The 12,319-nt window shown below is 42.7% G+C and carries 12 protein-coding genes; 9 read left to right on the top strand and 3 right to left on the bottom strand.

Annotated elements, in window-relative coordinates; genetic code table 11:
- The 4 genes from SORDD24_RS09310 to SORDD24_RS09295 all read left to right on the top strand — a co-directional run.
- The coding region (locus SORDD24_RS09310; RefSeq protein ID WP_081103576.1) for a bifunctional folylpolyglutamate synthase/dihydrofolate synthase at positions 1-969 on the top strand (969 nt) is incomplete at its 5' end.
- Positions 950-1,504, top strand: coding sequence for a GTP cyclohydrolase I FolE (gene folE, locus SORDD24_RS09305; RefSeq protein WP_061409803.1), 555 nt, complete (start codon positions 950-952; stop codon positions 1,502-1,504). The genes SORDD24_RS09310 and folE, both read left to right, overlap by 20 nt.
- Before the next feature lie 158 nt (positions 1,505-1,662).
- Positions 1,663-2,484, top strand: a complete 822-nt coding sequence (folK, locus tag SORDD24_RS09300) for a 2-amino-4-hydroxy-6-hydroxymethyldihydropteridine diphosphokinase (RefSeq protein ID WP_061409801.1) — start codon at positions 1,663-1,665, stop codon at positions 2,482-2,484.
- Positions 2,477-3,760 (top strand): DUF308 domain-containing protein, encoded by a 1,284-nt coding sequence (locus tag SORDD24_RS09295; protein WP_061409799.1) that lies wholly within the window; start codon positions 2,477-2,479, stop codon positions 3,758-3,760. Before folK ends, SORDD24_RS09295 begins: the two co-directional genes overlap by 8 nt.
- A gap of 50 nt (positions 3,761-3,810) precedes the next feature.
- Here the strand turns inward: SORDD24_RS09295 and SORDD24_RS09290 are convergent, their stop codons facing one another.
- Positions 3,811-4,128, bottom strand: coding sequence for a DUF960 domain-containing protein (locus SORDD24_RS09290; protein ID WP_000886045.1), 318 nt, complete (start codon positions 4,126-4,128; stop codon positions 3,811-3,813).
- Between the two features lie 204 nt (positions 4,129-4,332).
- Between SORDD24_RS09290 and ccpA the strand changes: the two genes are divergently transcribed.
- Positions 4,333-5,343 (top strand): catabolite control protein A, encoded by a 1,011-nt coding sequence (gene ccpA / locus SORDD24_RS09285; protein ID WP_061409797.1) that lies wholly within the window; start codon positions 4,333-4,335, stop codon positions 5,341-5,343.
- 53 nt (positions 5,344-5,396) lie between these two features.
- On the opposite strand, the gene SORDD24_RS09280 is transcribed toward ccpA, so the two are convergent.
- A complete protein-coding gene (locus tag SORDD24_RS09280) occupies positions 5,397-6,359 on the bottom strand; it encodes an asparaginase (RefSeq protein ID WP_061409795.1) in 963 nt (320 codons plus the stop codon).
- Between the two features lie 65 nt (positions 6,360-6,424).
- Here SORDD24_RS09280 and SORDD24_RS09275 point away from each other — a divergent pair, with 65 nt between their 5' ends.
- A complete protein-coding gene (locus SORDD24_RS09275; RefSeq protein WP_061409793.1) occupies positions 6,425-7,810 on the top strand; it encodes a Cof-type HAD-IIB family hydrolase in 1,386 nt (461 codons plus the stop codon).
- A gap of 38 nt (positions 7,811-7,848) precedes the next feature.
- Here the strand turns inward: SORDD24_RS09275 and SORDD24_RS09270 are convergent, their stop codons facing one another.
- Positions 7,849-8,301 carry a universal stress protein gene (locus SORDD24_RS09270; protein WP_061409790.1) on the bottom strand — a complete coding sequence of 151 codons (453 nt, stop codon included), beginning with the start codon at positions 8,299-8,301 and terminating at the stop codon, positions 7,849-7,851.
- 341 nt (positions 8,302-8,642) lie between these two features.
- On the opposite strand from SORDD24_RS09270, the gene SORDD24_RS09265 reads away from it, so the two are divergent.
- The 3 genes from SORDD24_RS09265 (at position 8,643) to SORDD24_RS09255 (ending at position 12,244) form a co-directional block, all read left to right on the top strand.
- Positions 8,643-9,857: a pyridoxal phosphate-dependent aminotransferase gene (locus SORDD24_RS09265; RefSeq protein ID WP_061409788.1), complete on the top strand. Its 1,215-nt coding sequence runs from the start codon at positions 8,643-8,645 to the stop codon at positions 9,855-9,857.
- A gap of 144 nt (positions 9,858-10,001) precedes the next feature.
- On the top strand, positions 10,002-10,136 hold the full coding sequence (gene rpmH, locus SORDD24_RS09260) for a 50S ribosomal protein L34 (protein ID WP_000831905.1): 135 nt from the start codon (positions 10,002-10,004) through the stop codon (positions 10,134-10,136).
- A 143-nt stretch (positions 10,137-10,279) separates the two neighbouring features.
- On the top strand, positions 10,280-12,244 hold the full coding sequence (locus SORDD24_RS09255; RefSeq protein WP_061409786.1) for a peptide ABC transporter substrate-binding protein: 1,965 nt from the start codon (positions 10,280-10,282) through the stop codon (positions 12,242-12,244).
- Positions 12,245-12,319: the final 75 nt, after the last annotated feature.

The following is a 12,319-nucleotide window of genomic DNA, read 5'->3' as shown; positions in this document are numbered from 1 at the left end:
GAATTTGAGATTATCACAGCTCTAGCTTATGATTACTTTGCCTCTGAGCTAGTAGATGTGGCCATCATGGAAGTCGGCATGGGTGGCCTTCTGGATAGTACCAATGTTTGCCAGCCGATTTTAACAGGAATTACGACCATTGGACTGGATCATGTGGCCCTACTTGGTGACACCTTGGAAGCCATAGCGGAGCAGAAGGCAGGTATTGTCAAACAAGGTATTCCCTTGGTGACAGGTCATATTGTTCCTGAAGCCTTGACTGTGATCGACCCTATTGCAGAAGCTAAAAATGCACCTAGACTTGCCTATGGAAGTGATTACCAGGTTGGTCATCAAGAAAGCGTGGTAGCGGGTGAAATCTTTGATTATACCAGTTCTGTCAGAACAGGTCGCTTTCAAACAGGTCTGCTTGGTTTGCACCAGATAGAGAATGCGGGGATGGCGCTTGCTCTCCTAGACACTTATTGTCAGGAGATTGGGCGAGAATTAGCAAGTAATGACTTGGTCGCTCAAGCCATGGAGGAAACAAGTTGGCCTGGACGTTTGGAGGTCGTGTCTAGTGACCCCTTGTTGCTTTTGGATGGGGCCCATAATCCCCATGCCGTAAAGGCTTTATTAGCAACCTTGCAAGAACGCTTTGCGGATTATCATAAGGAAATCCTCTTTACCTGCATCAAAACCAAGGCCTTGGACGATATGTTGGACTTGCTAGAAACGGTGCCAGATAGTCAATTGACTGTAACCCATTTTGACGATAGTCGGGCGACTGATGAAAGCGTGCTGAAAGAGACAGCCAAGTCTAGAAACCTCAATTACCAAAGTTGGCAGGATTTTCTAGAGCAGAAATTGACAGATAAAAATGAAGAGAAACAAACAGTTAGGATTATCACAGGTTCCTTGTATTTCTTGAGCCAAGTGAGAGCCTATCTGATGGAGAGGAAGAACGAGAATGGATACACAAAAGATTGAAGCAGCTGTAAAAATGATTATTGAGGCTGTCGGTGAGGACGCTAACCGCGAGGGCTTGCAGGAAACACCTGCTCGTGTAGCCCGTATGTACCAAGAGATTTTTTCAGGTCTTGGTCAGACTGCGGAGGAACATTTGTCAAAATCCTTTGAGATTATTGATGACAATATGGTAGTGGAAAAGGATATCTTTTTCCATACTATGTGTGAGCACCACTTTTTGCCATTTTATGGTAGAGCGCACATTGCCTACATTCCAGATGGCCGTGTGGCAGGCTTGTCCAAGCTTGCCCGTACGGTTGAAGTTTATTCTAAAAAACCACAGATTCAAGAACGGTTGAATATCGAAGTGGCCGATGCCTTGATGGACTATCTGGGTGCTAAAGGAGCCTTTGTTGTCATTGAGGCAGAACATATGTGTATGAGCATGCGTGGTGTCAGAAAACCAGGCACTGCAACCTTGACGACAGTAGCTCGAGGTGTGTTTGAAACAGATAAGGACCTCCGAGATCAGGCTTATCGTCTAATGGGACTATAATACTCTTCGAAAATCAAATTCAAACCACGTCAGCTTCCATCTGCAACCTCAAAACAGTGTTTTGAGCAGCCTGCGGCTAGCTTCCTAGTTTGCACTTTGATTTTCATTGAGTATAAAAAGAATCCGCTTTGGGCGGATTTTTCTAGAAAGGACTAGTTATGGATCAACTGCAGATTAAAGATTTGGAAATTTTTGCCTATCATGGTCTTTTCCCTAGTGAGAAGGAATTGGGGCAGAAGTTTGTTATTTCCGCAAGCTTATCTTATGATATGACCAAGACGGCTACAGAATTGGATTTGACAGCTTCTATCCATTACGGAGAATTGTGTCAGCAGTGGACGACTTGGTTTCAGGAAAGCACTGAGGACTTGATTGAAACGGTAGCCTACAAACTAGTTGAACGTACCTTTGAGACTTATCCTCTTGTCCAAGAGATTGAGTTGGAACTAAAAAAACCTTGGGCTCCAGTGCATTTGCCACTAGATACTTGCTCGGTGACCATTCACCGTCGTAAGCAGCGGGCTTTTATCGCTCTAGGAAGCAATATGGGGGACAAGCAAGCAAACTTGGAACAAGCTATTGACAAACTTCGAACTCGAGGTCTCCATATTCTCAAAGAGTCCAGTGTCTTGGCGACAGAGCCTTGGGGTGGTGTGGAACAAGATAGCTTTGCCAATCAGGTGATTGAAGTAGAAACATGGCTTCCAGCACCAGTCTTGTTAGAAACATTATTAGCCATCGAGTCAGAAATGGGACGGGTGAGAGAAGTGCATTGGGGGCCTCGTTTGATTGATTTGGACTTGCTCTTTGTGGAGGACCAAGTCATCTATACAGACGAGCTCATCTTGCCTCATCCTTATATAGCAGAACGCCTCTTTGTCCTTGAGCCGTTAGTGGAAATAGCTCCCCATTTTATCCATCCAATCTTGAAACAACCAATTCGATACTTGGTTGACCAGTTGGAGCAAGGAAATGCCTAAGCTTTCCGAGACCTATAGCAAGTGGAAGAGTATCGGGGAGGGACTACTTGCTATTGTTTTAGGGCTTCTCTTGATTCGTTTTGGACAAGTTATTCCGCGAATGGGGTACCAGTTGCTGATGGGCTACTTTTCCTTATCAGCAGTTTGGCACTTGTTGACTCGCTGGTTTCAGGATAAAAAACGTCGGGAAAATATCTTTGTAACCTTGGGCAAGCTGGTGGTTGCGGCTCTGGTGTTTGACTCTATCGTTTTGCAAGACCTTACCCTCTATCTCTTGGTTTTTATCATTGCGAGCTACCAGCTATTTACGGGTATCATTAGTCTTGTGACCTGGTATCTTTATCGAAAAAATGCCATTCATCCTCGGATTCATCATCTCTTCGATGCTGTATGGATGATAGGATTCGGTCTTTATAGCATCTCTCCTTTTCACGATGCAGCGAATTTTGAATTGCTCTTGCTTGGATTTTACTTGCTCATGCTAGGAGCTAGTAGCCTCCGGGACGGTTTCTTTTTTGAAAGGATAGAAAACAATCCCAAGCTGAAACGGCGAATGCGAATGACCCTGCCTATCTTTGTGACAGCTCTGATTCCTATCAGCACCCTGCGCAAACTGAATGAGTGGCTGTCAAATCATGAAAGCCAAGAAGGGGAGGTTCATTCAGAAAGAAAAAACGACCAGACGGTTGATCTGGAAATTTTTGTCCATGCCTCAGAAACCTCTTTCTTCCTTGCTATGGGACATGTGGATATTTGTTATCAAGGGAAGGTTATTTCCTATGGTTCCTATGATCCCCACTCGGAGCGTTTATTTGGTATGGTTGGAGACGGTGTTTTGTTTAAGGCCAATCGGGAAAAATATATCGAGCTCTGTAAGAGGGAAAGTCAGAAGACCTTGTTTGCTTATGGTCTGAGTTTGACGGACCAACAGAAAACAGCTATCCAAGCTCGCCTAGCGGAGATAGAAGACCTGTTAATTCCTTGGGAACCATGTTCGCAGTTGATGAAAAGAAGAGAGGGAGAGGTCAAGCATACCTACTCCTACCAACTGCAAGAGGAAGCGGATGCGACCCTCTATAAATTCAGCTCATCCGAGTTCAAGACCTACTTTGTTCTCAGTACCAATTGTGTTTTGCTGGTAGACTCTATCGTGGGAAAAGCTGGAACTGATATATTGAGTCCCCAAGGTTTCATTGTGCCAGGGACTTATCAGGATTACCTTGATTTAGAGTATACAAAACCAAACGGTCTAGTTGTCAGTCGATCCATTTATTAGAAAAAGAAAACTCTAGTTCCTCAGCAGTTTGCGCCGAGAAGCTAGAGTTTTTAAAATAGGTCATTTTCTTCTGGAAGGAGGATGGTTTCTCTGCCGTCCAAGTCTAAAACAAGGACCCTAGGAGGGTAAAGGGGGTCGAAAGGATGATTGAAATCAAAATCGATACTAGTCGGAAGGTGCTGGCTAGAAAAATGGAAGGTGATGGTCCCCTTATTGTTGAGCAGTTGAAACTCAAGTTCTTCTTCTAATTCAAAGACATTTTTCAGGAAATGATCGATAATATACCATAAAGAGTCAATGACATCGTCAGGCAAGCTGGTCACGACGCCAAAACTAGCGGATCGTCTCTGTGTATTTGTAAAAGCCATGTTTCCTTCCTCCTTTTATTTTTCTTATCATACAGTAAAAAAGCTGAAAAATCAAGGAATCCTGCTTGTTTTTTCAAAATGAGAATAGACTGTGAAATTTTTTCAAAGTTTCTCTAAAAAATACTTGAAAGTGTTTACAATAAGTGATAAAATGGAGTAAGCAGATGCGTGAAAGCGAAATTTTCAATATAGAAAGGAAACGGAATGAACACAGATGATACAGTAACGATTTATGACGTTGCCCGTGAAGCAGGAGTTTCAATGGCAACAGTTAGCCGTGTCGTTAATGGCAACAAGAATGTTAAAGAGAACACTCGAAAAAAAGTCCTCGAAGTGATTGAACGCTTGGACTATCGTCCAAATGCGGTCGCTCGTGGTTTGGCTAGTAAGAAAACAACGACAGTCGGAGTTGTGATTCCTAACATTACCAATGGTTATTTCTCAACACTTGCTAAGGGGATTGATGACATTGCTGAAATGTACAAGTATAACATTGTCCTAGCAAATAGTGATGAGGATGATGAAAAGGAAGTTTCAGTGGTCAATACGCTCTTTTCAAAACAAGTCGATGGGATTATCTTTATGGGCTATCACTTGACTGAAAAGATTCGTTCAGAATTCTCTCGTTCACGGACGCCGGTTGTTCTTGCAGGTACGGTGGATGTAGAACACCAACTTCCAAGTGTGAATATTGACTACAAACAAGCCACGATTGACGCAGTGAGCTATCTTCTTAAAGAAAATGAGAAAATTGCCTTTGTGAGTGGTCCGCTTGTCGATGATATCAATGGCAAGGTTCGTTTGATTGGTTATAAGGAAGCTTTGAAAAAAGCAGGAATCCCTTATAGCGAGGGCTTGGTTTTTGAATCAAAATATAGCTATAACGATGGTTATGCCTTGGCAGAACGGTTGGTTTCATCACAAGCCACAGCTGCAGTTGTGACTGGTGACGAATTGGCAGCAGGTGTGCTAAATGGTTTATCAGATCATGGTGTTTCAGTGCCAGAAGAGTTTGAAATCATTACGACGGATGACTCTCAAATTGCACGATACACTCGTCCAAACTTGACAACTATTGCCCAACCTCTTTATGACCTAGGCGCTATCAGCATGCGTATGTTGACTAAGATTATGCATAAGGAAGAGTTGGAAGAACGTGAAGTTCTCTTGCCTCATGGTTTGACAGAACGTCGCTCTACACGAAAACGTAAATAGAAAAAATCAGGAAATCTTCACGATTTCCTGATTTTGTGTTCTAGAGAAGAGGATTAGCCTTCCATATAGTCTTTTAAGGCCTGTCCTTTTAGTCCAGCGTTAAGGGCGATTAATAATTTGAGGCGAGCTTTTTGAGCATTGAGTTCTTTGACAAAGAGAACGCCAGACTCTTGCAATTGAACCCCTCCCCCTTGGTAAGCGTAGACGGGCTCGGCAATACCATTAAAGCATCGTGAAACCAGGGCGACGGGGATCCCTTTTTGGAGGAGATTTTCCAACTTTTGAGCTGTTTCTTTGGGAACATTGCCTGCTCCGAAGGCCTGAATAACTAAGCCATCCAGTTGTTCCAAGTCTAACATATCGATCAGCTCGTCTGTCATACCTGAATAGGCTGAGATGATGGGAACCAGACCTTGAATATGCTCAAGATCAAACCGGACACGAGGTTCAGCCGTTTTGAAGTAGAGGATTTCTTGCTTCATGATGAGGCCAAGTGGTCCATGTGTTGGGGTTTGAAAGGTGCTGACGTTGGTCGTATGAGTTTTGGTAACATACTTGGCTGCGTGGATCTCGTCGTTCATGACGACCAGTACACCCTTGTCGGCTGCTTTGTCATCGCTGGCAACTCGCAAAGCGCTCAGATAGTTATATACACCGTCGCTACCAAGTTCGTTTGAACTACGCATGGCCCCTGTTAGAACGATGGGGATGGGCGGAATTTTCATGGTATCAAGGAAGTAAGCTGTTTCTTCTAAGGTATCTGTACCATGTGTGATGACAACACCATCGTAGTTGCTTGCTTCCCCTTTAATTTTATGATAGAGTGCAAGCATATGCTTGGGTTTGATATGAGGGCTTGGCAGATTAAAAAAGTCTAGGGCATGAACCTCAATCCCTTCAAGTGGATTGGTGACATGGTTCATGGGATTGTCCTGGCTGGTCACAACTGCACCAGTTGCGTCTGCTTGCATGGAAATAGTCCCACCTGTATGTAAAACAAGGATTTTCTTAGGCATGATTTAGTCACTCTTTCTGAAATGTGGTATAATCATTGTAACACAAAAGGGGAGAATGGGACAGGATGGAAGTCAAGGCTGTTTTTTTTGATATCGATGGAACGCTAGTCAACGATCGCAAGAGTGTTTTGAAATCCACTAAGGACGCGATTAAGATTGTCAAAGAGCAAGGAGTGCTTGTTGGAGTAGCGACAGGACGAGGGCCGTTTTTTGTCAAGGAATTGATGGAAGACTTGGACTTGGATTTTGCGGTGACCTACAACGGCCAATACATTTTTAATAAAGAAAAGGTGCTCTTTGCAAGCCCGATTGCTAAGTCAAGCCTACGCCAACTGATTGCTTATGCTAAAAAGGAGCGTAAAGAAATCGCTCTTGGAACCGAGCATGCCGTTGTTGGTTCGAAGATTATGTCATTTGGTCTCGGCTCCTTTTCCCAACTGGTTAGTCGTTTTATCCCGACTGTCTTAACAAGAACCGTTAGTCGCTCTTTTAATCGGATGGTTAGCAAGGCAGTTCCTCAAAAGGAAGACGACTTGCTTAACTTGATTAATCAACCCATTTATCAAGTTTTGATGCTGATGACGCCAGAAGAATCTGAGAAAGCTGCCAGTGATTTTGAAGATTTGAAATTGACTCGAAGCAATCCTTTCGCAGCAGATATCATTAACCAAGGAAATTCCAAACTAGAAGGCATTCGCCTAATTGGGAAAGAATATGGTTTCGACCTCAACCAAGTCATGGCCTTCGGAGATTCAGACAATGACCTGGAAATGTTGGCGGGTGTCGGCATGTCTGTGGCTATGGGAAATGGCAGTAACAGCGTCAAAGAGGTTGCCAAACACATCACTGCAAGTAACCAACAAGATGGTATCCACAAGGCGCTGGAACATTTTGGTGTTTTAGCAGCAGAAAAGGTATTTGTCAGTCGGGACTACCACTTCAATAAGGTCAAAACCTTCCACCATATGATGGATGAACGAACCCAAGAAGAACCACGGGCCTGGGATGTTGAAGGAGCAACCCACCGTGCAGACTTTAAAATTGAAGAATTAGTAGAGTTTGTTCGCGCAGCAAGTTCTTCAGAGGAAGAATTCCAGCAGTCGCTTGCAAGTATGCACGAGGCGATTGATAAGGCTGCAGAGAAAGTGGTGAAAAAGACACCGGCCCAAAAAGATTTGATTGGGCAAGTTGATGCCTTGATCGATACTCTCTACTTTACCTATGGTAGCTTTGTCTTGATGGGAGTAGATCCGGAACGTATCTTTGATATTGTTCACGAGGCGAATATGGGGAAAATGTTCCCTGATGGAAAAGCTCATTTTGATCCAGTTACACATAAAATTTTAAAACCAGATGACTGGGATGAGCATTATGCCCCAGAAGCTGCGATTCGAAAAGAGATCCAACGCCAGATGAAGGCCTATGAGCGCCACAAAGAAAAACAGAAATAAGTCATTAAAAAAGGAGCACGGAGCTCCTTTTTTTATGATTACAATGTTTTTTCACTTTCTCTCACGACCAGCAAGTCGACTTTCGCATGACGGAGAATGTACTCAGATGAAGAGCCAACCAAGAGGCGTTCAAAGGCATTGAGCCCTGTTGCACCAACGAGAATCAGATCGACATTTTCTGCGTCTGGAATAGTACGGGCAAGGAGGGTTTTTGGATTTCCCATTTCGATGACGATGTGAATATCAGTCACACCAGCGTCTCTTGCACGCTTTTCGTACTCCTTCATCAGACTTTCAGCGTCGACTTGGAGTTCTTCGTAAACTTCAGCATCAAAGGTAGACACGTTTTGAAGAGCGCGTGTGTCAATAACATGGGCAATGGTGAGCTTGGATTCGTTACGTAGAGCAGTGTAAACACCTTTGACGAAAGCCAAGTCCGCTTCTTTAGAACCATCAATTGCGACCATAACATTTTGGTAACGTTGTGCCATAATGAAACCTCCTGAAATTTTCTTACTGTTATTGTAACCCTTTTCACTAAAGAAGTAAAGCAAAAAATGTAAACGTATTCAAAAGATTCGGCTTTGCTCAACTTGAATCTTTATGGAGTCACTTTATGGAAATAGAGTCTATGAAATATAAAAAATTATTTACCTCTATCCCGGGATAATCTATTTTAGGACAAATGAGACTTTGTTAGATCTGCTTTTCTTCCATTGGTATGATTTTTAGTAAGGTTTTACTAATTTGGATTTATAGACCTTTCAGAAAACTTGTCGCATGGCCTGTCTAGTGGTATAATGTTACTATCCTGATGAATTGAGGAAAAAAGATGAAAGAATTTAACAAGTCTAGTAAGTTAGAGCATGTGGCTTATGATATTCGTGGTCCGGTTTTGGAAGAAGCCATGCGGATGCGCGCAAATGGTGAAAAGATTTTGCGTCTAAATACAGGGAATCCTGCTGAATTTGGTTTTACAGCACCTGATGAGGTCATTCATGATTTGATTATGAATGCGCGTGATAGTGAAGGTTACTCTGATTCTAAGGGTATTTTTTCAGCACGTAAGGCTATTATGCAGTATTGCCAACTGAAAAAATTTCCAAACGTGGGCATCGACGACATCTACCTAGGTAACGGTGTCAGTGAGCTGATTGTTATGTCTATGCAAGGACTTTTGGACAATGGTGATGAGGTCTTGGTGCCTATGCCAGACTATCCTCTATGGACGGCTGCTGTCAGCTTGGCTGGAGGAAATGCTGTTCACTATATCTGTGATGAAGAAGCAGAATGGTACCCTGATCTGGACGATATTAAATCTAAGATTAGCTCTAATACCAAGGCTATTGTCCTTATCAATCCAAATAACCCAACTGGAGCTCTTTATCCTAAGGAACTCTTGTTGGATATTATTGAGATTGCGCGCCAGCATGATTTGATCATCTTTACGGATGAGATTTATGACCGCATGGTGATGGACGGACATGTTCATACACCGGTAGCAAGTTTGGCTCCAGATGTCTTCTGCGTTAGCATGAACGGTCTTTCGAAATCCCACCGTATCGCAGGTTTTCGTGTGGGTTGGATGGTCTTGTCTGGACCTAAGACTCATGTTAAGGGCTATATTGAAGGGCTCAATATGCTGTCCAATATGCGTCTTTGCTCTAACGTTTTGGCCCAGCAAGTCGTACAAACCTCGCTAGGAGGTCACCAGTCAGTGGACGAATTGCTCCTTCCTGGTGGTCGTATCTATGAGCAAAGAAACTTTATCTATAATGCCATTCAAGATATTCCAGGTTTATCTGCAGTCAAGCCTAAGGCGGGTCTTTATATCTTCCCTAAAATTGACCGTAATATGTACCGCATCGATGATGATGAGCAGTTTGTCCTCAATTTCTTGAAACAAGAAAAGGTTCTTTTGGTTCATGGTCGCGGTTTTAACTGGAAGGAACCAGACCATTTCCGTATCGTTTACCTTCCTCGTGTGGATGAATTGGCACAAATCCAAGAAAAGATGACACGTTTCTTGAAACAGTATCGTAGATAGGGCTTTCATAGGAAAAGCTAGAAAACATTTGCTTGGAGCTATTGACAAAAGTGGCAGAATCAGATAGAATAGTAAAGTATGTTTAGTAACTGATCACTTTATAGCCGGCTAAACGAATACAAAATCTATGAGGAGGTATTCATCGTGAAACGTACTTATCAACCAAGTAAACTTCGTCGTGCGCGCAAACACGGATTCCGTAACCGTATGTCAACAAAAAACGGTCGTCGCGTATTGGCAGCTCGTCGTCGTAAAGGACGCAAAGTTTTGGCTGCTTAATCCAAACGAATTCAACAAAGAAGTCAGTAGGAACTCGAGTCTACTGGCTTTTCTTTTTTCCTATAATATCAGTCTATAAATGCTTTATATTTTTGCTGAAATGGTGTATAATATTTCATATACTATAAAAATGGAGAACAGATATAAAGAAATCACAAGCCCTTCTACTAGGGGCTGGAATTTTGAGTGCAAGCTTTTTGATGGCAGCTTGCGGCTCAACGCAGTCAAATGCGGCAGATAAAACCTACTCATATGTATTTGCAAGTAACCCAGATACATTAGACTATATCACTTCAACACGTGGATCGACCTCTAGTATTACGACAAACTTGATCGATGGTTTGTTGGAAAATGATAAGTACGGGAACCTCGTCCCTTCTATGGCAGAGTCATGGACAGTATCAAAAGATGGTTTGACTTATACCTACAAAATCCGCCAAGGAGCTAAGTGGTATACCTCTGAGGGAGAAGAATATGCTGAAGTGACAGCTCATGACTTTGTGACAGGTCTGAAGTATGCAGCTGATAAAAAGGCTGAAAACTTGTACTTGGTCCAAGACTCAATCAAAGGTTTGGCAGACTATGTTGAGGGGAAAACATCTGACTTTGAGACTGTTGGAGTCAAGGCTGTGGATGATTATACTCTTCAATACACTTTGAACAAGCCAGAGTCTTATTGGAATTCGAAGACAACCGGGGGAATTTTGAGCCCTGTGAATGAAGCCTTTTTGAAATCCAAGGGAGATGACTTTGGAAGTGTAACGCCTTCTAGCATCCTGTCTAATGGGCCATACTTGTTCAAGTCTTTCACATCAAAATCTTTAATTGAGTTTGAAAAGAACCCTAATTACTGGGATAAGGACAATGTGAAGATTGAGAAGGTAAAACTTTCCTTCTATGATGGTTCAGACCAAGATAGTTTGGCTCGAGGATTCTTAGAAGGTAACTACACAGACGGACGTATCTTCCCGACAAGTTCTGTCTTTGACCAGCTGAAAAAAGGGAATGAGGATAAGATTACTTATACTCCTCAAAACGCTGTGACCTTCTATTATCTTTTCAATGTCAACCGTCAAAGTTACAATCAAACCATGAAACAGACGGATAAAGAAAAGACAGATTCACGTCTAGCTATGCAAAATAAAGATTTCCGTCAGGCGATTAACTTTGCCTTTGACCGTCATGCCTACGCTGCCCAGACAAATGGAGAAGATGGAGCTGACCGTATTCTTCGAAACACAGTCACACCGAGCAACTTTGTTCAAATCGGAGGCAAAAACTTCGGGGATGCTGTCAATGAAAAGATAGTCAACTATGGTACAGAGTGGTCAAATATCAATCTGAACGACGCGCAACCTGCCTTCTTGAATGCTGATAAAGCCAAGGCAGAATTCGCTAAAGCCAAAGAAAGTTTGCAGGCAGAAGGTGTTACCTTCCCAATCCATTTAGATATGTTGGTTGACCAGACTGCTAAGTTAGACGTACAGCAAGCAAGTTCTTTCAAGCAGACAGTTGAAGAAACACTTGGATCAGACAATATTGTTATCGATGTGATTCAATTGTCTCCAGACGAGAAAGACAATGCAACCTTCTTTGCTGATACAGCTGAACAAAAGGACTATGACATCGACATCTCAGGTTGGAGCGGAGATTACTCTGATCCTAAGACCTATCTTGACCTCTTGGATCCAGAATCTGGTTCTCAGTTAAAAAATCTTGGTTTGACCCCAGGAAAAGACAATGATGTCAAGGAAAAAATTGATCTATCTACCTATAAGAAGTTGTTGGATGCGGCCGAGAATGAGGTTGAAAATACTCAGACTCGCTATGAAAAATTTGCTGAAGTTCAAGCTTGGCTAACAGATAGTGCTCTTTTCCTACCCGTTCAAAGCGGTGGAGCCAATCCAATCTTCCGTAAGACTGTGCCATTCACAGGAGCCTTCTCATTTGTCGGACATAAAGGGGATGCGGACAACTACAAATATGTTGAGTTGCAAAAGGAGCCCGTAACTGCGAAACAGTATCAAGAGCTTTATGAAAAATGGCAGAAAGAAAAAGCTGATTCCAACAAAAAAGCTCAAGAAGATCTAGCGAAGCATGTAGAATAAAGAAAAAAATGGAGAAAGAAGGTTTTACCTCTCTTTCTCTTTTTTGGTATAATAGAGGGAAGAAAATGAGGTTAG

Origin of the sequence: Streptococcus oralis, from assembly GCF_001579175.1 — a bacterium.
Taxonomy (GTDB): Bacteria; Bacillota; Bacilli; order Lactobacillales; family Streptococcaceae; genus Streptococcus; species Streptococcus oralis_O.
This window is presented reverse-complemented; position numbering and strand designations above follow the sequence as displayed.